Consider the following 24935-nt stretch of genomic DNA (forward strand, 5'->3'; position numbering starts at 1 on the left):
CCTTCATGCGTAAGAGACTTGTGCCCGCGGCCGTCGTCGTCGCCGCCGTCGGAGCCCTGCTCCAGCCCGGCTCGGCCCTGGCGTCGCCCGCTCCGCCGATACCGTCCGTGTCCGTGCTCGCCCACGGATCGGAGGCCGGGACTGCCGTCGTCAGCGGGCGCAACCAGCCGGGAACCCGGCTGAAGGTCGACGCCGGGCGGACCCGGAGCGCGCACTGGCTGCAGATCGACTACCAGATCCAGGAGACCGGCTACTGGTGCGGCCCGGCAGCCGCCCGCATCGCGCTCTCCGCCCGCATGGCCCCGCCCAGCCAGGGCGATCTGGCCTGGCAGCTCGGCACCACCGAAGCGGGCACCGACCACATCGGCCAGGTCACCCGCGTACTCAACTCGAACCTCGGCGGGGGCTGGTACGAGACCAAGGAGATGCCGAACGACCCGCCCACCCAGGGCCAGCGCGACCTGCTGTGGAACGACATCGTGTTCGACATCGACCGCAACTACCCACTGGTGGCCAACATCGTCGCCCCGCCGGGCAACCAGCCCCCCGGCTACCCGTCGGACCAGACGATCTACCACTACTTCACGGTCTTCGGCTACGACGAGGTGGACCGCACCGTACTCATCGCCGACCCCGCCTCCTTCAGCGGCAGCCAGATCTACTGGATCTCCTTCGACCAGCTCGCCACCCTGATCCCGCCGAAGGGGTATTCGGCCTGACCGGGCCCGGCGCCCCGCCGTCACGTACACGTCCCGTCCCCATCAGGAGGTCATGTTGAGCACGCACCGTCCCACCCGCAGGAACGTCATGAAGGCCCTCGGCGGCATCTCCGCCGCGACGGCCCTCGGCGCAGGAGGCGTCCTGGCGTCGGCCTCGGCCGCAGGAGCGGCCGTCACCGCCGGCGACGGCTTCGGGCTGCACATCGTGAACCACGACGAGCGTGATCCCCGCATGTGGTACTACCGATTCGCCACCGACGCGATCGGCTGGGACCCGGCCGTCAACGTCCTGCTGCCCGACGGCTACCACACCAGCGGACGCCGCTACCCCGTCCTCTACCTGTTCCACGGCGGCGGCGGCGACTTCATCGACTTCGACCGTATGGGCATCCGGGCCTGGACCGCCGGAAAGCCCGTCATCGTCGTGATGCCGGACGGCGGCAGAGCGGGCTGGTACTCCAACCCGGTCAGCTCCAACACCGGCCCCCGGAACTGGGAGACCTTCCACATCGCCCAGCTGCTCCCGTGGATCGACGCCAACTTCCGTACGTACGCCGAGTACGACGGCCGCGCCGTCTCCGGATTCTCGATGGGCGGCTTCGGCGCGCTGAAGTACGCGGCCAAGTACTACGGCCACTTCGCCTCGGTCAGCGCCCACTCCGGCCCGGCCAGCCTGCGCCGTGACGCCGGCCTGGTCACCCACTGGGCCAACGTCTCCTCCGCGGCCGCGGAGCTGGGAGGCGGCACGGTCTACGGTGCGCCGCTGTGGAACGAGGCCAGGGTCAGCGCCGACAACCCCGTACAGCGCGTCGAGAGTTACCGGAACAAGCGGGTCTTCCTCGTCGCCGGCACCAGTCCCGACCCGATCAACTGGTTCGACACGGTCAACGAGACAGCGGTGCTGGACGGGCAGCGGGAGTTCCGGTCGCGGCTCGGCGGGGCCGGCATCCCGCACGAGTGGCACGAGGTGCCCGGCGGACATTTCGTCCGCCCCGACCTCTTCATCAGGGACCTCGACGGCATCATCGGCAGGCTCCGTAAGGCGTAGTACCGAAGGTTCCGACAGTCCGTCCGATGTGTGCGGCCATGCCCCGGAGTGGGTGTGGCCGCACCGTGTTGTGCGGGTCCGGGCGATGACAACTCATAGTGGCCAATCCATGACCCTACTGTGAATGTGATGTGACCAAGTCATGATGGTCACCGATGAGTTGATGTCGGACATGTGTTCTTGCGCGGCCCTGATGACACGTGGCAGAGTCCCGTCCCGCCTCTGTTGATCATGCGAAGCGCACCACCGGTCCAGGACCGGGGGCGGCGAAGTGGGGAACTTCGCCGTGCCGTGCGGTACAGCCGATCAGGGAGGGGCGACAGCAAGGTGACGTGCGCTCGAAGGGCGTCGTGCCGCAGGGGTGGGGGGCTGGATCGATGGTGCGTGCAGGCAGACGGAGCGGCCGGGCCGTGGCCGGGATGACAATGGTGGCGGCGTTCACGCTGCTCGGACCAGGAGCGTTACCGGTTCCGCAGGCGGTCGCCGCCGCGGGCTGCGCCGGAGCGCAGCACGACTTCAACGGTGACGGGATCCGCGACACGGTCATCGCCGACCCCGAGGCCACGGTCTCAGGCAAGGAACGCGCCGGACAGATCCACATCATCTACGGAGGCGGAGCGGGAACGTTCCTGCTGTCGCAGGACTCTCCGAACGTCTCTGACGGCGCCGAGACGGACGACCGTTTCGGCTTCTCGTACGCCGTCTACGACGCCAACCTCGACGGCTGCAGCGACATCGCCGTGGGCATCCCGTTCGAGGACATCAACGTGGCGGAGGGGCCGGTCAAGGACGCGGGGCTCGTCCACCTCATCTACGGCTCGCCCACGGGCATCGCATCCGGAGGGCTCGGCACGATCGGTTTCCGGCAGGGTGCCGACGGCAAACTGGGCGGTGGCTACGAGCCGGAGGACTGGGTCGGATACGCCGTCGCCGCGGGCACCTCGGCCAGCGGCATCCCCTTCCTCGTGATCGGCGTGCCCGGTGAGGACGGCGCCGAGGGCAAGGACATGGGGATGTTCCACCACGTCTACGGCACCGGGTACGACGTCGCCCACGTCGCGCAGGACTCGGCGGGCGTCTGGGAGGACCCCGAGCCCAACGACCGCTTCGGCGCGACGATCGCCGCGACGGACCGTCACTTCGTCGTCGGCGCCCCGGGCGAGTCCATAGCCACGACGTCCCGGAACGTCGAGTTCGCCGGGGCGGTCATCGCCTTCCGGCCCTCGATCAACGTGGACGGAATCCCGGCCCCGCTCTTCGGCATGGGCCAGGGCCGCAGCGGCAGCGGAGACACCACCGCGCAGGCCGGAGACCAGTACGGCCTGTCGCTGGCGATGGCCCCTTACCGTCCCGCCGGGGCCACGGCGAACAACGACTCGCTCCTCGCGGTCGGCGTCCCCGGTGAGGACCTGGCAGGCACGGTAGACGCGGGAGCCGTCCACACCTACCACATCGAGGCGGACGGAACCCTCCAGCACCTGAAGTGGATCGACCGGAACCAGCCCGAGGTCGAGGGCTCGGCCGAGTCCGGCGACTTCTTCGGACAGCGCCTCGCCGCGGCCAACACCTCCCCGACCACCACGGGCACCGCGGCGACGATGCGCCTGGCCGTGGCAGCGCCCGGCGAGGAGTCGACCGAGGAGTACCCGGAAGAGGGCGGCGTCCACATCCTCCCGCTGCTCGGCGACCCGGGCGCCGGTGACAGCTGGATCTCACCCGGCGACGGCATTCCCGGCGTCCGCGCACCCCGCATGCTCTCGGGCATGGGCCTCGGTGCGAGCCCGACGTCGCTCTACGTCGGCGTCCCCTACGGTCCCGCCGAGAACAGGGCCGTCCACGCCTTCCCCTGGAACACCCCGAACGGCGGCGCGCCCACGCAGAGCTGGCGCCCCGGCGAAGGCGGAATCCCGGCCGAGGGCGTCGCCTTCGGTGCGCGTCTGAGCTGACCTGGGCGGGACGGGCGCACGGCAGACACGCCGGGCGCCCGACGCGGCGGCGATCCCGTATGCCGTACGCGAAATCCCGTATGCCGTACGCGGAGTCCCGTATGCCGGACGGGCGACGCGGCGACGACTCCGTTCGCGACGGCACACGACCGCGCATCCGCTCATGGCCGAGCACCCGTTCACGACCGCACACGCCCGCGTACCCGTTCACGACCCGCGAACCCGTGCCCGTTTACCGGCGCGTGCACTCTCACGCCGTCCACGCCCACCACGCCCGCCGTGCCCCCCACACCCATGGGCGCGGGCCGACGCCGTCACGGGACGAACGCCACCAGCACGCCCGAAGCCGTTTCGGGGACCTCCGGCCCACCTGCCGGAGCCATCAGGGGAGGAACCATGTCCGTGACCAGTCCGATGAGCCCGCCACGGCGCACGGCCAGAGGAAGAACAGCGCTCGCCGTAAGTGCGGTCGTCCTGACCGCATTCGCCCTGGGGTTCGGGCCGGGGGCGCCCTTCACCGCACCCGCCACCGCCCTGGCCGCCGGATGCTCGGGCGTGGACTCCGACTTCAACGGGGACGGCGTCAGGGACACCGTGATCGCCGACCCCGAAGGGACCGTCGACAACGTCCCGGGCGCCGGCCTGATCCACATCGTCTACGGCGACGACAAGGGCAGCATGCAGCTGTCCCAGGAGACCGCGAACGTTCCGGGGGGCGCCGAGCCCGACGACCGGTTCGGCTTCTCCTTCGCCGTCTACGACGCGGACGCCGACGGCTGCAGCGACATCGCCGTCGGCATCCCGTACGAGGACCTCGCCGCGGACGACGTCACGGTCCGCGACGCGGGTCTGGTCCAGATCGTCTACGGTTCGGCGGCCGGACTGGCCGGCGGAAAAGCCGTCAAGGAGCACGCGCAGGGCGCGACCTCGTCGCTCGGCGGAGGCAGGGAGACGGGTGACTGGGTCGGCTACGCCCTGACCGGTGGAAAGACCGCCGCGGGAACGTCGTACCTGCTGATCGGCGCGCCCGGCGAAGCGCTGGGGACGGTCGAGGACGCCGGCTGCTTCTTCTACGTCTCCGCCGACGCGGCGACCGTCGTCGGTATCAACCAGGACACGACCACCGCCGGGCCGGTCCCGGGGACGATGGAGATGGACGACCGGTTCGGCTCCTCGTTCGCGGCCACCCCGACCCACTTCGCCGTGGGCGGCCCGGGCGAGGCGATAGGCACCGTACCGTTCGCAGGCGGACTCGCCGTCTTCAGCCACACCCTCGTGTCCGGTCTTCCCGAACCGCTGGTCGGCCTGTCCCAGGACATCGACGGCATCCAGGGCGCCGAGGAGCCCGGTGACGGCTTCGGCACGGCGCTCGCCATGGTCCCGTACCGGCCCTCGGGTGCCACCTCGACGACCGAGTCACTGCTCGCCGTCGGCGTCCCGGGCGAGGACCTGGCCACGACCGTCGACGCGGGAGCCGTCCAGGTCTTCCGCATCACGGCCACCGGGACCTTCACACAGATCCACTGGCTCGACCAGAACGCGGCGGACGCGGAGGAGGAGACCGAGGCCGGGGACTTCTTCGGACAGGGGCTCGCCGCAGTCAACACCGCCCCCAACAGCACCGCTTCGGCCACCACCGTCCGGCTCGCGGTCGGCGTGCCGGGCGAGGAGTCCTCCGAGGAACACATGGAGAAGGGCGGAGTGCAGATCTTCCCGCTCGTCGGCGCGGCCGGCGCCTCCGACGCCTGGATCGACCCGGGCTGGGGCATCCCCGGAGAACCCGCACCCCGCCAGCTCGCCGGAATGAGCCTGGGCGCCAACCCGTCCGCCCTGTACGTGGGCATGCCCTACGGGCCCGCCGCGGAACACGCCGTCCACTCCTTCAGCTGGAACGTGGCGTCCGGCGGCACGCCCACCCGCACCTTCAAGCCCGGTTGGGACGGCATCCCCACAGGTGATGTCGCGTTCGGAGCCGTGACCCGTTGATGAACGACCTGGAGAACAGACGCATGTCCAGACGCATACGACGCGGCCCGGTGCTGCGTGGCGCGCTCGCCGCAGTGGTGGCGGGCGCCGTGATGACCGGGATCCTCAGCGCCCAGTCGGAGGGCCCCGCTCCCGACGAGGCCCCCGAGCCGTCGATCGCCGCAGCGGGCAAGCCGGTACAGACCGAGGCCGAGGCACTGACCGTCGCCAGGAAGAGCGGCCAGAAGGTCGAGATCCTCGGCATGCGCACCTCGCGCCGGGAGATCTACGCCGAACCGAACGGCACGTTCACGGCCCGCGAGTACACCGACCCCGTGCGTACCTTCCAGGAAGGTACGTGGGTCGACATCGACCGGACCCTCGTACGGCACGCCGACGGCTCGGTCTCGCCGAAGGCCGCAGCGGTGGCGCTGTCCCTCTCGGACGGCACCGCAGGCGAGCCGTTCGTCACGATGAACCAGGCGGGCCGTGAGATGGCCCTCACCTGGCCGTACGGGAAGCTGCCCGCCCCCTCGCTCGACGGCGACACGGCCACGTACAAGGACGCACTGCCCGGCGTCGACCTCACCGTGCGCGCCGAGGCGGACGGCTTCGGCCACCTCCTGGTCGTCAAGACCCCCGAGGCCGCGGCCGATCCGCGACTGGCCCGGCTCGACCTGGGTCTCACGACCGACGGACTCAAGGTCGCGGAGGACGCCTCCGGCGCCATCAAGGCCGAGGACGCCGCCGTCGGCGGAACCGTCTTCGAGGCCGGCAAGCCCGTGATGTGGGACTCGGCCGCGGTCAGGGAAGCCGCGGCCAAGGCCCAGGGCCCCAAGGCCGTGTCGAAGGCGCTCGCCGCCGCGACCGCCGACGCCGCACCCACCCCGGCCGTCGCGCCGAAGGCCGCCCTGACAGGCCCCGGCGGCGGCGGCCGGACCTCACCGCTGGCCATCGAGGTGGGCAGGGGCAAGCTGTCCCTCGTCCCCGACCAGAAGCTGCTCCGGGGCGACGACACGGTCTTCCCCGTCGTCATCGACCCGATCCAGCGCACCACCTCGCGCACCGCGTGGACCGGCGTGATGTCCGGCATGCCGAGCGAGCAGGACTGGAAGTACTCCGGCAGTGCCGGCGTGGGCAAGTGCCCCACCGACTACAGCCCGGTCTCCTGCAACGGCGTGGGAGTGCGCCGGACGCTGTTCACGATGCCCATGTCGTTCTACAAGGGCAAGCAGATCCTCGGTGCGACGTTCTCCGCGCGCGTCGAGCACATCTACAGCGCCTCGCCGACCGCCGAGCCGATCCGGCTCTACCGCATCGGCGGCAAGAACTACAGCATCACCTCCTCCTCCAGCTGGTCCAACACCTCGGACGACTGGACCGATCACATCGGCACCGTCGACAAGGCGATCTCGCCCACGAGCTGTTCCAGCCAGGCCAACCTGCACTTCGAGTCGGGCGCGACCGGAGAGCTGACCACCGAGGTCAAGACCGCGGCAGCCGAGGGCTGGTCGTCCATGACGCTGGGCCTGCGGGCCGCCGACGAGACCCGCCTGCCGGAGTGGAAGCGGGTCTGCGGCAACGCCTACCTGTCCATCAGCTACAACAACCTGCCGCGGAAGATCACGACGCTCTCGCAGAACCCGGGCGGCATCTGCACCAGCGGCGCCGGCCGTCCCTTCTCCGAGGTGCCGCCGCAGCTTCAGGCCGTGGCGAGCGACCCCGACCACGGCAACGGCCTGACCGACAAGGTCAAGGTCGAATTCAAGGTGGACTGGACGGACCCGGTCACCAAGGAGGCCAAGACCTACTCCTACCTCACCCCGTCCTGGCTGGCGCCCACGTCCGGCACCAAGTTCACCCACACGGTGAAGTCGTCCATCCCGCAGAACACCGTCATCTACTGGAGCGCACGCGCCTACGACGGTGACGGATACGGCCCCTGGAGCTACGACGGGGACACCGTGCACTGCGAGTTCATGTACGACAAGACGCTGCCGGGCAAGCCGAACGTACTGTCCAAGCAGTACCCCTCCGACACCGTGTACCACGACGGCGTCGGCACCTACGGTTCCTTCACCTTCGCCCCGAACCCGAACGACTCGGTGCCCGACACCGACGTCGTGAAGTACCGGTACGCGTTCGACGGGACCGCCACCCCGGCCACCACGGTCGACGCCGCCACCCCTGGCGGATCCGCCACCGTCAGCTGGATGCCCACCCGCTCCGGACGCCACTGGGTCGACGTCATCGCCGTCGACAAGGCCGAGAACCCGAGCACCAAGGCGCACTACGAGTTCCTCGTGACCGAGGGCACCCCGGTCGCCGGCCAGTGGAACCTCGCCGACGAACCGTCGAGCACCGAGGCCCACGACGAGACAGGGGCGTTCTCCGCGAACACGGGCACCGGAGTCACCTTCGGCGTGGAGGGACCCGGCGGCAAGGCCGACTCGGCCGCCCGCTTCGACGGCACCGGCGCCGCGTACGCCGACGTCAACGAAACGGTGCTGGACTCCTCCGAGAGCTTCAGCGTCAGCGCCTGGGTCCGCCCGAACGGCACCCCCACGCGTGACATGGCGGTCGTCAGCCAGGACGGCACCGGCGAACCCGGATTCACCCTCGGCTACGACCACGTCGCCGGCACCTGGGCGTTCTCCGTCCCGGTGACCGACGTCGACACCCTCGGCCAGTGGAAGGCCGTCGCCACCGGAGTCGGCGTCGTCCCCGACCAGTGGGTGCTGCTGACCGGCGTCTACGACGCGGCCAAGTCCGAACTGCGCCTCTACATCAACAAGGACTCCAAGGGCACCGCCTCCCGCCGTTCGGTGTGGAAGTCGTACGGGCCCCTCCAGATCGGCCGGACCACGGCCAAGAGCGGCTACCGGGACAACTTCTCCGGTGACCTCGCCGAGGTACGCGTCTTCGACCGCGTCCTGCCCGCCACCCAGGTGGCGGAGATGATGACGGTCAAGCCGACCCGCATGAACTACTGGCAGCTCGACTCGGCCGCCGCGGGAGCCTCGGCTGACACGGGCACCGGCCAGAAGCTGACCCTCGCGGGCAACGCCTCGATCTACAACGCGCCCACGGACGACCCGTACTTCGAGGGTCCGTACCCGATGGTCGGCGCGGGCCACCTGGTACTGGACGGTGACGGGGACTACGCGTCCACGGCCACCGCTCCCGTCACCGGCGCGGCCAGCTTCACCGCGACGGCCCGCGTGCAGCTCACCACGCTGGACGCGACCGTGCCGCAGACGGTGCTGTCGCTGCCCGGCCAGGCAGCCAACCGGCTCGCGGTCCGCTACCGGCCCGCCGCCGACGCGGAGTCCTCCTCCACCTGGGAACTGGCGGTCGCCGAGTCCGACTCGGCGACGGCGTCGGTGAAGACCTTCACCGACGACCAGACGCTCCCGGACGTCGACATGGCCGGTCAGCACCTCGCCGTGGTCTACGACGCGTTCGCCAACGAGATCCGGCTGTACGTGGCCGGCCAGCTCGCCGACATCGCGCACGGCACCGACGACACCCTCTGGGGTGCCACCGGGGCACTGCAGGTGGGCCGTTCGGCCCTCGGCGGCGGCAGCGAGTACTTCGCGGGCGCCATCGACGAGGTCCGCGTCTACAGCGGGGCCGCCGACCGGACCGCGATCCAGCAGATGGCCAACGGGACACCGCTTCCGAACATGTGATCCCTCCCCCGGGCGGGTGTGCCGGTTCCCAGCGGAACCGGCACATCCGCCCGCTTCAGTCCCATCCCTCACAACGTGCGGAGACACGTGATGGCATTCAGAGGCCGGTTGTTGAACCGGCGCCTACCCGGGCGGTTGCTCATGGCGACCGCCCTGGGTATCACCCTTGCCCTAACCGGCAGCACCGTCCAGGCCGTGCCGTCGGCACCGGGGCAGGAGGGACGCGGAAGACCTGGTGTCCAGGACTTCGGTGATCCCGTGGAGGGTAAGGACGCCCAGGCGAAGAAGCGTCCGGCGGACGAGGCTAAGAAGGCCGCCGTCAAGCTGCTGGACAAGGCCGTCTGGCCGGCCGGCGGCAGCGCGAAGGTCTCCGTGGCCGCCACGTCCCCCGTAGCGGAGACCGTCGGCGGGCTGCCCGTCGCGGTCACCGCGGTCACGCCCAGGACGACGAAGACGTCCAAGGGCGCGAAGGCGTCCGAGAAGTCCGTCCCGTCCGCCGGTCCCGCCGAGGTCGAGGTCGCCGTACTGCCCGCGAAGCGGGCAGCGGCCATCGGCGCCGGCGCCCTGATGCGCGTCGAGCGCACGGACGCGGGGGCGAAGGCCGCGAAGGTCCGCCTCTCCGTGGACTACTCGAAGTTCGCCGACGCGTACGGCGGCGACTACGGGGCCCGCCTGCAGCTCGTCCAGCTCCCCGCCTGCGCGGCCGTCGCGGCCCCCGGCAGCAAGGCCTGCCCGGAGCAGGCCAAGCCCCTCACCACGGTGAACGACACCGAGGACCGCACCGTCTCGGCCGACGTCCAGGCCACCGCGGCACCCGCCTCCGCCGTGACGGCGAAGGCCGCTCCGAGCGCGGCACCGCTTGTCGCCCTCGCCGCGGGCCCGTCCTCCGCCCAGGGCAGCTACAAGGCGACCGCGCTCGCCCCGTCCGCGAGCTGGAGCGTCGCCAACTCGTCCGGTGGCTTCAGCTGGAGCTACCCGCTGCGTACCGTTCCGACGCCGGGCGGACAGTCGCCCAGTGTCGGGCTCGGCTACTCCTCGCAGTCCGCCGACGGCCGCACCTCGGTGACCAACAACCAGGGTTCCTGGGTCGGCGAGGGCTTCTCGTACGACCCCGGGTACATCGAACGCCGCTACAAGCCGTGCTCCGACGACGGGCACTCCACGTCGGCCGAGCAGTGCTGGGCCTTCGACAACGCCACGATCATGCTCAACGGCAGTTCGTCCGAACTCATCAAGGACGACGAGACCGGCGACTGGAAGTTCTCGTCCGACGACGGCACCAAGGTCGAGAAGCTGACCGGGGCGACGAACGGCGACAACGACGGCGAGCACTGGAAGGTCACCACCGCCGACGGCACGGAGTACTGGTTCGGACTGAACCGCCTCCCGGGCTGGACCGACGGCAATGAGACCACGGACTCCACCTGGACCGTGCCCGTCTTCGGCGACGACTCCGGCGAGCCCTGCTACAACGCCACGTTCACCAGCGCCCACTGCAAGCAGGCCTGGCGCTGGAGCCTGGACCACGTCAAGGACACCCACGGCAACGTGATGTCCTACTTCTACGCTCCCGAGACGAACTACTACGCCCTCAACGGCAAGACGGACGTCAACGGCACCGCGTACCACCGCGGCGGCTACCTCGAGCGGGTCGACTACGGCCAGCGCGACGGCCAGGCCTACGCGGCCAAGGCACCCGCCCGTGTCGTGTTCGACGTGGCCGAACGCTGCCTGCCCACCGCCGACTTCGACTGCGCCGAATCCAAGCGGACCAAGGCGAACGCCGCGCACTGGCCGGACACCCCCGTCGACCAGGAGTGCAAGGCAGCCACCGAGTGCACCGTGGGCCAGACGTTCTGGACCACGAAGCGCCTGACCGGCATCACCACCCAGATGCGCAAGAGCGCCACCGAGTACCAGGACGTGGACGCGTGGACCTTCACCCACCTGTTCACCGACAACGGTGACGACTCCAAGACCCTCTGGCTGTCGAAGATCGACCACGAGGGCCGGGTCGGCACGGCGGCGAAGCTGCCGACGCTCGAACTCTACGGCGAACAGCTCGTCAACCGCGTCGACGCCGTCGGCGACAACATCGCCCCCTTCCACCGCTTCCGGCTCGCGGCCGTCCTCAGCGAGACGGGCGCCCAGCTGGACGTCAACTACGCGGCCACCGACTGCACCAAGGCCGCCCTGCCCAAGCCCGGCGAGTCGACCAAGCGCTGCTACCCGGTGAAGTGGGCCCCGCCCGGCACCGTCGAACCGATCACGGACTGGTTCCACAAGTACGTCGTCGCCGAGATCGTCGAGACCGACCGCACGGGCGGCGGCGACAGCCTCGTCACCCGCTACGACTACCAGGGCGACGCGGCCTGGCGTAAGGCGAAGCCGGACGGCATCACGGAGGACAAGTACCTCACGTGGGGCGGCTGGCAGGGCTACAGCAAGGTCAAGGTCACCAGCGGCAGCGCCGACAACCAGACCTCGCGGATCGACTACACGTATCTGCAGGGCATGGACGGCGACAAGGACCCGGACGGCGGAACCCGTTCGGTGAAGGTCAAGGACTCCACGGGTGTCGAGTACACGGACGCCGAGGAATTCACCGGTCACGAACTGGAGGCACACACCTACGACGGGACGAAGCTCGTCTCCAAGGTGATCAGCGAGCCGTGGAAGCACTACACGGCGACCCAGACCCGCGACTGGGGCACATCGCACTCGATGCTCGTCCGGTCCGACACGGAACGCGGCTACAGCCTGCTGTCCGACGGAACCTGGCGCGCGACCAGGAGCACGATCAAGTACGACACCGAGAACGGCACGGGCCGCGTACTGGAGGTCGAGGACCAGGGCGACGTGTCCACGGCGGTCGATGACACCTGCACCCGCACCTGGTACGCCGACAACACGGCCGCCAACATCCTCACCCTGCCCTCGCGCAGCGAGGCCGTGGGCGTGAAGTGCTCCGTCACCCCGGACCGCAAGACACAGGTTCACGCCGACGAGCGCACCTCCTACGACAGCAAGGCCTTCGGAGCGGCACCGACCAAGGGCGACGCGACGACGACCGAGCGTCTGACCTCGCACAACGGCACCACCGGTACGTACCAGGTCACCGGCACGACGACCTACGACGCCTTCGGCCGCCCGCTGTCGCAGAAGGACGCGAGCCTGGCGGAGACGAAGACTGCGTACACGGAGGTCAACGGCCTCATCTCACAGACCAGGAACACCAATGCGCTCGGCCACGTCACGACCACCGACTTCGCTCCCGCCTGGGGCATGTCGGCCGGCCAGACCGACCCGAACGGCAAGCGCACCGACCTGGCCTACGACGGACTGGGCCGCCTGACCTCGGTCTGGCTCCCGGACCGCGCGCAGACCCAGACCCCGAGCATCAAGTACTCCTACAACGTCCGCCGCGACAAGGTCGTCGCGATCAAGACGGAGAAGATCGAGAACGACGGTTCGTACGGCGCGGAGTACCAGCTGTACGACGGCCTGCTGCGACCGCGGCAGCTCCAGACGGAGGGCCCGGGCGGCACGCGCATGGTCGCCGACTCCTTCTATGACGGCACCGGCAAGGTCAAGAAGACCAACGCCACGTACAACGCTGCCGGAGCCGCATCGGACGAGCTGCTGATCGTCCACAACGGCGAGGTCGGTCAGCAGAGCCTGATGGAGTACGACGGCCTGGGCCGCGCCACCGCGCAGGTCATGGCGGTCTCCGGCGTCGAGCAGTGGCGCACGACCAACACGTACGACGGTGAGCGCACGACGGTCGACCCGCCCAAGGGCGGCGTACCCACGACGACCGTCACGGACTTCGCGGGCAACACGAAGGAGATCTGGCACTACCGGAGCGACTCCCCGAACCCGCTGTCCGGCTACGACGTCACCAAGTACACCTACACCCCGAAGAACGAGCTCGAGACGGTCACGGACGCCAAGGGCAACGTGTGGCGTTACGAGTACGACCGGCTGGGCCGCAAGGCGAAGAGCATCGACCCGGACGCGGGCGCGTCCACCACGGAGTACGACGCGCTGGACCGTCCATTTTCTGCCACGGACGGCCGGGGCAAGAAGGTCTCCACGGTCTACGACAAGCTCGGCCGCACCCTGTCCACATGGCAGGGCGAGCCGACCACGGGGACCAGGCTTTCGGAGACGCGGTACGACAAGGCAGGCCTGCTGGGCCAGGTGTGGGCCAGCATCAGCTACATCTCTCCGACGGAGTCCTTCGGCGCCGTCATTCAGACGATGGACGACTTCTACCGTCCGCTGAAGACGAACTACGTGGTCCCCGCCTCCCAGGGAGCACTCGCCGGCACGTACACCTTCACGTCGGAGTACAACCGCGACGGCAGTCTGCAGTCGAGCGGAATGCCTGCAGCGGGTGATCTGCCCGCCGAGGTTCTGGTCAACGGCTACGACTCCCTGCAGCGTCCGACGACACTGACCGGCTTGACGTCGTACGTCACCAACACCATCTACTCCGACAACAGCCATCTTCAGCAGCTGGAACTGTCCACCGGCACCGGGAAGAAGGTCTGGGAGACCTTCGACTACGAGACCGGAACGGACCGGCTCACCCGTTCGGTGGTCGATGTCTACGGGGCGTCGGCTCCGGCCAAGGAGTCCAACTACTCCTACGACCAGGCAGGGAACGTCCTTTCCATCTCGGACACGGCGAACTCGGCCAAGTCTGATGTCCAGTGCTTCGCCTACGACGCGCGACAGCGTCTGGCCGAGGCATGGAGCCCGGCATCGACCGTGGCGGACGCCGGAGGCAATGGCACCACCGGGTCAGTGGCACCGGTGGAGGGCTCTGGGCCGAAGGCATGCCAGGCTGCTCCGGGTGCCAGTCCCCTGGGGGGCCCGTCTCCGTACTGGAAGTCGTACGTCACGGATGCCATCGGCAACCGGACGTCCGACACGGTGCACGACACAGGGCTCGACACGACCAAGAACATTACGCGCAGCTACACCTATGGCGGTGCCGGAGCTCTCGGTGACGGTCCGCACCAGGTGACGAAGGTCGTCGAAAGCACCCCGTCGGGTGACCGGCAGTCCACCTACGAGTACGACGACACAGGAAACACCACCAAACGCACCATCGGTGGCGACGCCCAAGTCCTGGCTTGGAGTGACACCGGCAGGCTCGACAAGGCCACAGAGGCGGACGGTTCCCAGACCACCTACCTCTACGACGGCAGCGGCAACAGGGTTCAGCGTAAGGACTCCTCGGGCACGACGGTGTATCTGCCCGGCATGGAGCTGAAGCTCTCAGCCGATGGGACGAAGAAGGAAGCCACCCGGTATTACTCCCATGCCGACCAGATGGTTGCGGTGCGTACGAACGACAACAAGGTGTCGTTCCTCGCTTCCGACCACCATGGCACGGGCGAACTCGCCGTCGACTCGGTCACCGGGGCTCTGTCGCAGCGTCGCTTCGATCCCTTTGGTGTCGAGCGCGGCGAGGCGAGCGGTACCTGGCCTGGTGAGAAGGGCTTCGTCGGCGGCACGATCGACAGCTCGACCGGCCTGACCCACCTGGGGGCCCGCGAATACGACGCGGTCCTGGGCAAGTTCATCTCCGTCGACCCGATCATTGATCACACCCAGCCACAGCAGATCAACGGCTACGCCTATGCCAACAACTCTCCCGTAACCCATGCCGACCCGAGCGGCATGGCCATCCCGGAGTGTATGCAAGGGCTGATCGAGTGCCAGGGCGGACTTCCCGTCAGCAAGCCCGGCTCGACGTTCAACGAGGAAAAGCAGGTCGACCAAGCCTCCAACGCCCTTGCCGGGGCCCAGGGGCAGCAGTCCGCTGCCAAGCAGCGGATCAAGTCCTCGGCCAAGGCCCTCGTCAAGATCGCCCGGGACATCCTGGGCATCGACGCAGCGCTCGACTGCGTCTCCAGTGGTGACATGGGCGCCTGCGGCGAGACGCTGCTCAACATCGCGGGTAGCTTCGCCGGCGGACTCGCAGGCAAGATCCTCGCCAAATATGGTGCGCCGTGGAACTGGGCCAAGGGGGCCAGGCTGGCCAAGCGCGTGGTTGGTCTGGTGGGCGACCTCGTCGGGGGCGTGAAGGACCTCTGGAACGCCAGCAAGGCCGTCGGTAAGGCGAAGACCGGGCTGGCGAACGCGAAGGACGCACTGGCCGCCGCCCGGAAGAAGGCGGCGGCAGCACTCAAGAAGAAGGAACCTGAGTGCCATAGCTTCCTCCCCGGGACGTCGGTCCTTCTGGCAGACGGTACGACGAAATCGATCGAGGACGTCGAGCTCGGTGACCAGGTAACCGTCACGGATCCGGTTACCGGTGAGACGACGGTGCGCGAAGTCGCGGGCACGATCGTGACGGAGGACGACAAGCATTTCGTCGACCTGACCGTCGAAGGGGCCTCCGGCACTGCCGAGGCGCTCATTGCCACCACGACACATCCGTTCTGGGCGGTGTCCGAAGGCGAATGGATCAAGGCGGGCGACCTGCGCCCCGGCATGACCCTGCGTACCCCCACCGGTGAGACGGTCGAGGTCACGGGCACGCGTCACTTCGACAAGCGCCAGCGCACCCACGACCTGACGGTGACGGGGATTCACTCGTATTATGTGCTTGCGGGGGCTACGCCCCTTCTCGTTCACAATTGCGATGTGGCGTTGGGGCAGAAGCTGGAAGGAACCTACAAATGGGCGAAGGACGAGGGATTCAAGCACTTCGAGGAATACGGAAAGGATGAGTGGCAGGGCCCCGTGGAGAACGCCATCAGGGACCCATCGGTCCGGCTGCACGTGAATATGAAGGGAGTGGGGACATTCACCGACTCGGCCCGGGACGGGCTCAAGGCGGGAGCCCACGCCACCGACACCGAGATGGGCTGGATTGCCAGATCCGTTGCCAATGGGGAACGCTCGTGGTTGTCGGTCAAGTTCTACCGGCCCGGGAAGGAAGGGTTGGAAAGTTTTGACGTGCCCGAACCCGACTGGTCGACCTTCGGCAGACTTCGCCCGTTTTCATCGGATGCGCAGAAATTCTGTAAGTGCTAGCGCGACGGTGGAAGAGGGGGTGTGATCATGGAAGGCGTCGACAATGAGATCTACCCGGACATCGTCTCCATGGGTGGCCTCGTTTCGGCCATGGAGACTGTTGCCCGGAGGGCGCGACTGGACTTGGGCGGCGTGACCAGTCAGTACGCTTCTGGGCCGGGGCTTTTCGCCACTGCGGAGGTGAATTCGAGCAGGGGGAAAATTTCTGTCTCCCTCGGAAGGAGCCGCAGTTTCTACTTGGGTATCCATCAGCCGGGTATCACCTGGGCCGAAGGCGGTATCGAAGATCTTGGCAGTCTCGTTGCGGCGGTGGCGGATTGGCAAGCCGGTATTGCGGTGGACGCGTTCGCCGAGAGATTCCCCTTCATGACCTTGGGGCGGTTGGCCAGGTCACTGGATGTTGGGGATCCGATCGCTGCTCAGTGGGATTCGCTGCGACAAGCAGAGGAATTCGGTGCTGCGGAGCGGCAATTGATCGATTCCGTGTACGCGGACGGTCGTCTGCGAGGGCTCTTTCCCAAGCTGAGTCACGGAACGCTCCGCCTGAGCACTGACCGTTTCGGTGCGCAGGGTGCCCGAGAAATTCACATCGGCCGACTCGCTGACGGATCCTACTGTGTGGAGGACACCGCAGCTTCTCGCGCGAAGTTCCTGGGTTCCTTGCAGGAAGCTCTTGTAGAGGCTGCCGAGTCCCTGAGCGGTTCCTGAATCAAGCAGTCGCTCGGGTTGACAGGATGCCCCGCCGGATCTCATTTCCGGCGGGGCATCCTGATGTTCGGAGGGGGCGGCAACGAGAACGACTCCACGCTCTGGTGGGAAGGCCGGCCGGACCCGCACGGGGCGAGCAGTGCTCTACTCCTGTGGCCCGGGTCGCGATGTCGACGTGAGGCGGCCGGAACCACCGGAGCGTCACTTCGTAGCTGAGTTCGTTCTGTGTTCGATCGTCGATTGCCCCGTCGACTGTGACTAGCGGCTTATTCGGCCACCCGTGCGAGCCTTCATCCCAGAGCGGGACGCATGGTGGGCAAGTTCGACAACTGCGCGGCGGGCTCGGGCCATACGCGACTACCGTGTGTTGCCGGTGATCAACGGTGGGCTCATGTCTGTCGAGCCTGTCCAGCCGTTGACCCAGGCCTGCCCGACCACCGTAGGTGTCACCACATGAATGCCGATTCCTGGTGCCCCACGTACCGAGGACGATGATGTCTCAACTTCGCGCACCCACCGCGCGACCCGAACGCCGCGAGGGCGGACGGCACGGCCGTCCGGGTGGCCGTTCGCATTCGACGGGCGGCCGGCCGCGTGCCGTGCAGCCCGCCCCCGACGCCCGTATGCGACCACAGCTGCTGCGCACCGCCGTGCTGCCCGCCGTCGCCGCGGTGCTGAGTGGTGCCGCGGCCGTCATCTTCACCATCCGGTCCTCGGGCGTTTGGCCTTCCGGCAGCCTCCTGGCGGCGCTCGGTGGTTCCGGCGCGCTGGCCGTCGCGGCCGTGGCCGCGGCCTTCCTCGGCGCCAACCGTGTCGCAGCCGGAGTCGTCGACCGGTGTCTCGTGCTCCGGCGCACCAGCGCGCGGCACCACGCCGAGCTGCAGCGGATCGTGGAACAGCTCCGGGGCGGGGAACCCGTGCCGGAGCCGCGGGCCGCCCGGCCCGCCGGCCCCGACGCGGATGCCTTCGACCTGCTCGCCCTGGAGATGGGCCGTGCCCAGGACGGGGCCGTGGCGGCCGTCGTCCAGGCGTCCCGGATGTTCAGGAGCACCGGCAACGAACAGAAGGTCGAGGTCTTCGTCAACCTGGCACGGCGGCTGCAGTCCCTCGTGCACCGGGAGATCCAGATCCTCGACGAACTGGAGCACGAGGTCGAGGACCCCGACCTGCTCAAGGGCCTCTTCCACGTCGACCACCTCGCCACCCGCATCCGCAGGCACGCCGAGAACCTCGCCGTGCTCGGCGGGGCCGTCTCCCGGCGGCAGTGGAGCAACCCGGTGACCACGACCGAGGTGCTGCGGTCGGCCATCGCGGAGGTCGAGCAGTACCCACGGGTCAAGCTGGTGCCGCCGATCGACGGCACCCTGCGTGGGCACGCCGTAGCCGACGTGATCCACCTGCTCGCCGAACTCGTCGAGAACGCCACCGTGTTCTCCGCCCCGCACACCCAGGTCCTGCTGCGGGCCCAGCGCGTCACCGCGGGGCTGGCCCTGGAGGTCGAGGACCGCGGGCTCGGCATGCCGGACGCCGAGCAGAAGCGGATGAACGCACTGCTCGCCGACCCGGACCAGGTCAACGTCGGGCACCTACTCCAGGACGGCCGGATCGGACTGTTCGTCGTCGCGTCCCTGGCCCGCCGGCACGGCATCGCCGTACGGCTGCAGAGCAACATCTACGGAGGCACGCAGGCCGTACTCGTCCTGCCGCAGGTACTCCTCGGGATCGACGCGGACGCCGACGCCGCCCCGGACGTCGCGCCCGTCCCGCCGCCCGGAGCCGTACACCGTCCCCCCACGCAGGAGGACGCCCCACCGGCACAGGCCACACCGTCCCCGCAGGTGCAGGCCACGCAGCCACCCCTGCGCCTGGACCAGCCGCCCCAGCAGAGCCGCCGGGGCGACGGACCGCCGCTGCCCCTGCGCGCCGAGCGGGTCGACCGGCCGAATGCCGCCGCGACGCCACCCGGCGTCCGGCCCGGCGAGGAGTACGGTGGGACGCCCGCCGGAGAGGGCCTCGGTACGGCCGCGGCGACCGGTGCACCGGGCCGTCCGCAACTTCCCAGGCGCAGCAACCAGGAACATCTGGTCCCGCAGCTCAGGGAAGCACCCGTCCCGCGTGCCGAGGACGAGAACGTCCTGCACGATCCCGGGCTGATGGCCGCCTTCCGCCGGGGGGTCGATCTCGCCGATGCCCGGTCGGCCGAGGAGACGGAACCCGAAGGCGTGTACGGCGCGATGTCCGGTCCCGTGGCCGCCGTCGGAGCGCAGCGGACGCACAGGCTCGCCCCGCTGCCGGTCCGCGGTCCGACCGCCACCCCGACCACCGCGACAGCCGGTGCGGAGCTGCTCGAACCGGGTTTCCCCGGAGCGCAGTCGCCCGTACCGGATCCACGAACCGAGAACACCTTCAAGGAGTAGATACACCATGACGAGCGATATGCCGTCCGGTCAGGGATCGGACCTCGACTGGCTGTTGGGCGGGCTGGTCCAGCGCGTCCCCTACACGCGCAGCGCGGTCCTGCTCTCGGCCGACGGCCTGGTGAAATCCGTTCATGGCATGGATGCCGACAGTGCCGACCACATGGCGGCCCTGGCCGCCGGGCTGTACTCCCTGGGCCGCAGTGCCGGTGCCCGGTTCGGTGACAACGGGGACGTGCGACAGGTCGTGGTCGAGCTCGACTCGACGTTGCTGTTCGTCTCGACCGCCGGATCCGGGACCTGCCTCGCCGTCCTCTCCGGCCGCGAGGCGGATGCCGCCGTACTGGGGTACGAGATGGCCATGCTGGTCAAGAGTGTCCGCACGTACCTGATGACGCCGCTCCGGCAGACGGCCGGAACGCCCTTCACTCCGGGGGCGTGAGGGTGTCGGTCCCGCTGGACGGGCCGTTGCTCGACGACGCGGCCGGTCGGCTCATCCGCCCGTACACGGTGAGCAACGGCCGGACGAGGCCGACCACCGTGCTGGACCTGCTCTCCCTGGTGATGGCCACGGGGAGCGAGCCCCAGGTCCATCTGGGGCCCGAACACAGCGTGGCGCTGGAGCTGTGCGACGGCCCCACGTCCGTGGCCGAGATCGCCGCGCACCTCCGGCTGCCCGCGGTCGTCACCAAGGTCCTCCTGTCGGACCTCGTCGACTGCGGCGCGGTCACCGCCCACGCCCCGGCCTTCCACGACATGCCCACCGACCGATCCCTGCTGGAGGCAGTGCTCGATGGTCTACGACGACAGCTCTGACAGCAGCACCGGCCGCTCCGAATACTTTCCCGTGGCCCTCAAGGTCCTGGTCGCGGGCGGATTCGGCGTCGGCAAAACGACGTTCGTGGGAGCCGTCAGCGAGATCGCCCCGCTGAGCACCGAGGAACTCCTGACCCAGGTGAGCGTCGCCACCGACAGCCTCGACGGCATCGAGTCCAAGACGGCGACCACCGTGGCCATGGACTTCGGCCGGATCACGCTCTCCGAGCAGCACGTGCTCTACCTCTTCGGCACCCCCGGGCAGGAGCGGTTCTGGTTCATGTGGGACGAGTTGTCCAAGGGGGCGCTGGGGGCGGTCGTGATCGCCGACACCCGCAGGCTCGCGGAGTGCTTCGCCGCCGTCGACTACTTCGAGCGGCGCGGCATCGGATTCATCGTCGCGGTCAACGAGTTCGACGGTGCCTACCGCTACGAGCCCGACGAGGTGCGGGGGGCACTCGACCTGGGACCTCAGGTGCCGGTCGTGCTCTGCGACGCCCGGATCGCGAGCTCCGGCACCGGCGCGCTGGTCACCCTCGTCCAGCACCTCATCAACGCCACGGCACCGGCACCGCTGTCCGTCTTCGGAGCCCATCCGTGATCCCTTACGGGACCGGCCGGCCGCTGCTCACCCCCGTCGACCCGGACGGCTCCGTCCGGGGCGCGCGGCTGCGCAGACTCGGCCTGGGAGAGCGTGCCGACGCCTCGTTCGACAGCTTCGACGCCTTCGCCGACAGGGTGGCCGAAGTGACGGCGACGCCGTTCTCGATGGTCAACTTCATCGACGGGAACCGGCAGTTCTTCGCCGGACTGCACACCCCGGCCGGTACCCGGAGAGGGTTCGACCTCGGGGCTGCCGCCGCGGGTGGCAGCTGCCGTGGCATCCGCCACCTGGCCCGGGACCACGGCTACTGCCCGCACGTGCTCGTACGACGCAAGGCCCTCGTGCTGGAGGATGTCTGCGACTACCCGCGGTTCGCGGGGAACCCCGTCGTCGCATAGGCATCCGTTCCTACCTCGGCGCCCCGCTCATCGACCGCACCGGCATCGCGCTCGGTACGGTCTGCGCCGTGGACACCGTGCCGCGCGCCTGGGGACGGGCGGGGCTGGACACCATCAAGCTGCTGGCGGGCGAACTCGTCGGGCAGATCGACCGCAGGGAGCGGCCCCACGGCTGAGAATACGGCGCCGCCGCCGTTCAGGACTGCGTGAACGCGCCGCCCGGCAAACCCAGTTGTGCGGTGAGCAGGGTCCAACCCGATGCCGGACCTCGCGGTCGTGGGCGGGTAGCCCGACGTGGTGTTCACGGCCGAGTACGCGGAGACGTCCCGACCAGGGCGCGACCCTCGCCCGGTGCGCCTCGCCGTGCGCTGATGTCAGGGGCGCGCGGCGGACGGCTTCCTCCCGTTGCCCGGTCCGCGGAAGTGCAGCCAGTCGACCGTGAACAGGTCGGACCTCTCGCTGCTCCACCCGGCGTTGGTGAACACCACGTACAGCCTCACCCCGGCCCCCGGGTCCTCGAGCGCGGTCGTCGGCGACACGATCGCGCCCCGGGAGCCGGTACCCGCGACGGACACCGAACCGAGCAGCCTGCCGGTCGGTGAACCGGCCCTGAAGTCGATCGTCCCGCCGATCCCGCAGGCGATCGCGCCGACCATGACCGAGTCGACGTTCCCGAGGTGTACGGGATCGAAGGCGATCCAGTCGCCGTCCTCGATCTCCGTGAGCGTCCTGCCTCCCGAGGCGTTCGTACGGCCGGCCGCCACGGCTCCGCCGTGGGCACCCCCGGTCGCCGCGAAGTGCTCCGCCTCCCGGAACGCGGTGCGCAGCGTCAGTGACGCGGAACCGGTGAGCGCCGGGGCACCCCTGTCCGTGTACCGGGCCGTGAGCGTGTACGGGAGATCGGGGTCCCGGCCGTGACGGTCCCCGGCAGCCGTGACGATCTCGCCCCGGCACCCCGGAGGACGGGCCACAGGACGCAGCGGAGTACCGGTGCCCAGCCGCGACCGCACGACGACCCGGGAGCAGTCGACCGGTTCTGGCTCACCGCCGTCCCTGTCCGTCACGGCCACGGTGAACGCCAGCGTGTCACCGAAGGTGAACAGGCCGCCTCCGTGCTGCTGTCGGAGCGTCAGCTCGGGCCGGCTGTTGCCGACGGTGATCTCCTGTCCGGCGAGGGCCGTCGTCCCTCCGGGCCCGGTCACCGTGAGCCGTGCGGTGAACCTGCCCTCCCCGCGATAGGTGTGCGACGGATTCGCCGCCGTCGAGTCGGTGGTGCCGTCACCGTCGAAGTCCCAGGCGTACGTCACCGGGGGCTTCCCGTGGAGCCCGGAGCCCGCGGAGTCGAAGGCGACGGTCAGCGGGGCGGACCCGTTGTCCCGGTCGGCGGTGATCGTCGCCTCGGGCAGCCCGCCGTCACCGGCGTAGTCGATCCGGTGGACGCCGGCGCCCTCGTTGCCCCCGGCGGGGCCCGTGCCGCCGTCGAGCCCGTGGTCGACGACGTACAACGAGCCGTCCGGACCGAAGCGGGCGGCGGTCGGCCGGTGCCACTCCATGTCCTCGAACGCGCCGTCGACGGACTGGAGGGCACCGGCGTCCACCGGGTCGAAGCGGGGATCCGTGAACGTCTGGTCCGCCCGTGTGAAGGAGAGCGTGGTGAACCGCCGTCCCACCGGGTCGTAGGACAGCCACTTCCCGTCGAAGTACGCCGGGAATGCGGTGCGTTCGGACACCGCAGGGTCGTGGTCGTAGACGGATCCGCTCAGCGGTGCGTCAGTCACCGGGGCGGTCGTGACGGCCCTCGTGGCGCGGGGCGGGCCGCCGACGGGTGCCGCGCAGTCGAGGGCCGGGCCCGTGCGCCGTGTGGTGGCGCCGTCGGCGCAGTACCGCCTGCCGACCACGCCCGCCTCGGTGATCCGCAGATACCCGACGGTGCCCTCGGGGCCCTGGTCCGCGACCAGCAGTGCGCCGCTGCGCGGGTCCGCCGCGATGCGGTACGGATGACGCAGACCCGTCGCATAGATTTCCGGTCGGGTGCCCGCCGTGCCGGGCGCGTGGAGATTTCCCTCCGGCACGGTGTACGTGCCGTCGTCCTGCGGGACGATCCGCAGAATTTTGCCCCGCAGATCATTCGGATCGTCCGCGACCGAGAGATCCGCCGCAGCGGGCGTCGCCGTATGAAGAACTCCCTTTGCGTCGAAGGCGAGTGAAGCGGATACGGGGGAGGAGCCCTCCGTGGAACCCTTCTTTCCGGTGCCGACCGGAACGGTCAGAAGCCGTTTCTCGGAAGCGGGTTCGGCCGTGTTTCCGGAGACCGTGAACCGTGAGAGGAGCAGTCGATTTCCGGCCTTTTCGGAACGCAGCACATAAAGCCGGCCGTTCCGCGCGAAGGCGGGGTCGAGAGTGAGTCCGACCAGCCCGCCCGACCGGTCGACCGTCTCCGGCGCGTACGCGAAGTCGATCGCCGTGGACACCCTCATCGACCGCTGGTCGACGACCTTCACCTTCCCCGCGCGCTCGGCGAAGAACACCCGGAGGTCCGGGGCGACGGCCAGGTCGACGGGATCGGCGAGACCGTCCGTCGCGAGCGCCGTGCGCCGGAAGGAACCCGTGCGGGTGGCCGAGCAGTCGCCCGGCTTCGCGCCCGCGGCCCACTCGATACCGCCCAGCAGATGGTCGAGGAAACCCTCCTCCCGGAAGGACCGGGCCACATGGCCGCCCGCGGTGAACCAGGAGCGCCCGCCGTCGTAGTTCTGGCACCAGGACCACGGGTGGTCCCGGCCCTCGTCGAGGCCGGTGAGGCCGTCACGCACCTTGATCCGCGCGAGGGTGTGCACGTCGGAGGCCGGATCGGCACGCCAGTCGTACCACTCCTCCGTACGCTCCCAGAGGTCCGGAAGGCCGCTGGTGGAGGGGTGCGCGTGGTCGAGCACGTCGATCCGGCCCGTCCGCACAGGAGTGCTCCGGTCGAGGACCGCGCCCGTCAGGCCCGCGTACCAGTCCCAGTCGCTCCCGTCGCCGGCCGCGGCGTGCAGTCCGACCCAGCCGCCGCCCGCCCGGATGTACGACCGCAGTGCGGCACGCTCGTCGGCCTCCAGCAGTCGGCCCTCACCCGGCGTGGCCTCGGTGTTGTTGAAGACGACCGCCTGGAAGCGTGCCAGATCGGTGTCGTTGAAGACCGCGGAACTGCTCGTGGCCTCGACGTCGAATCCGTTCTCCGCACCCAATTCCCTGACCGCCCGGATTCCGGCGGGAACAGGGCCGTGGGAGGCATTCGTGGATTCCGAATACACCAGCACACGAAAAGGGGCCGCATGGGCTCTCCGGTGAGAGGCGGCCAGCATGGATCCGAGGATCAGCGCCAGAATTGCGATGAGCGCGATCAAAGGCGGGGGGAATACCTGGGGCGCGGGACTGCTGCGTAACGGGCGGCGGCTGCTCATTGGGCGCTCCCTGGGCGGGTGATGCCGGCAGTGGGGGGTTAGAAAGCGCTTTCTGGAGTGCGTTGCTCAGCGTAGGTTCACCGCTTCGCCGGGGTCAATGGGGCGGCGGCGCCCGCTGTGGCATCC

At 69.4% G+C, this 24935-nt stretch carries 12 protein-coding genes and 1 pseudogene; 12 read left to right on the forward strand and 1 reads right to left on the reverse strand.

The genetic code is table 11. The features are described 5' to 3' along the window. Positions 1-5: 5 nt before the first annotated feature. The 12 genes and pseudogenes from OG524_RS32865 to OG524_RS32920 all read left to right on the forward strand — a co-directional run bounded on the left by OG524_RS32865 (position 6) and on the right by OG524_RS32920 (position 21545). A complete protein-coding gene (locus OG524_RS32865; protein WP_405386802.1) occupies positions 6-719 on the forward strand; it encodes a C39 family peptidase in 714 nt (237 codons plus the stop codon). Between the two features lie 52 nt (positions 720-771). After that, positions 772-1767 (forward strand): alpha/beta hydrolase, encoded by a 996-nt coding sequence (locus OG524_RS32870; RefSeq protein ID WP_405386801.1) that lies wholly within the window; start codon positions 772-774, stop codon positions 1765-1767. 419 nt (positions 1768-2186) lie between these two features. Beyond that, on the forward strand, positions 2187-3713 hold the full coding sequence (locus tag OG524_RS32875) for a VCBS repeat-containing protein (protein WP_405393023.1): 1527 nt from the start codon (positions 2187-2189) through the stop codon (positions 3711-3713). Between the two features lie 396 nt (positions 3714-4109). Further along, on the forward strand, positions 4110-5699 hold the full coding sequence (locus OG524_RS32880; RefSeq protein ID WP_405812209.1) for a VCBS repeat-containing protein: 1590 nt from the start codon (positions 4110-4112) through the stop codon (positions 5697-5699). 23 nt (positions 5700-5722) lie between these two features. Continuing rightward, a complete protein-coding gene (locus OG524_RS32885; RefSeq protein ID WP_405386797.1) occupies positions 5723-9370 on the forward strand; it encodes a LamG domain-containing protein in 3648 nt (1215 codons plus the stop codon). Between the two features lie 258 nt (positions 9371-9628). After that, positions 9629-16426 (forward strand): RHS repeat-associated core domain-containing protein, encoded by a 6798-nt coding sequence (locus tag OG524_RS32890; RefSeq protein ID WP_405812210.1) that lies wholly within the window; start codon positions 9629-9631, stop codon positions 16424-16426. A 27-nt stretch (positions 16427-16453) separates the two neighbouring features. Then, the gene (locus OG524_RS32895) at positions 16454-17134 is read left to right on the forward strand and encodes a DUF6193 family natural product biosynthesis protein (RefSeq protein ID WP_405812211.1); all 681 of its coding nucleotides are present in this window, start codon (positions 16454-16456) and stop codon (positions 17132-17134) included. Between the two features lie 494 nt (positions 17135-17628). Further along, positions 17629-19551 carry a sensor histidine kinase gene (locus tag OG524_RS32900; protein WP_405812212.1) on the forward strand — a complete coding sequence of 641 codons (1923 nt, stop codon included), beginning with the start codon at positions 17629-17631 and terminating at the stop codon, positions 19549-19551. Positions 19552-19558: 7 nt separating this feature from the next. Continuing rightward, entirely contained in the window at positions 19559-19993 is a 435-nt protein-coding gene (locus OG524_RS32905) for a roadblock/LC7 domain-containing protein (RefSeq protein ID WP_405386790.1), read from the forward strand. A 2-nt stretch (positions 19994-19995) separates the two neighbouring features. Further along, positions 19996-20367, forward strand: coding sequence for a DUF742 domain-containing protein (locus OG524_RS32910; protein ID WP_405393022.1), 372 nt, complete (start codon positions 19996-19998; stop codon positions 20365-20367). Then, positions 20345-20968 carry a GTP-binding protein gene (locus tag OG524_RS32915; protein ID WP_405386788.1) on the forward strand — a complete coding sequence of 208 codons (624 nt, stop codon included), beginning with the start codon at positions 20345-20347 and terminating at the stop codon, positions 20966-20968. The genes OG524_RS32910 and OG524_RS32915 overlap by 23 nt, the downstream gene beginning before the upstream one ends. After that, positions 20965-21545, forward strand: a pseudogene (locus OG524_RS32920) (GAF domain-containing protein). Before OG524_RS32915 ends, OG524_RS32920 begins: the two are co-directional and overlap by 4 nt. A 198-nt stretch (positions 21546-21743) precedes the next feature. Here the strand turns inward: OG524_RS32920 and OG524_RS32925 are convergent. Beyond that, complete coding sequence (locus OG524_RS32925; protein ID WP_405812213.1) at positions 21744-24809, reverse strand: ThuA domain-containing protein; 3066 nt, start codon at positions 24807-24809, stop codon at positions 21744-21746. Positions 24810-24935: the final 126 nt, after the last annotated feature.

Source organism: Streptomyces sp. NBC_01520 (assembly GCF_045040375.1).
GTDB lineage: Bacteria > Actinomycetota > Actinomycetes > Streptomycetales > Streptomycetaceae > Streptomyces.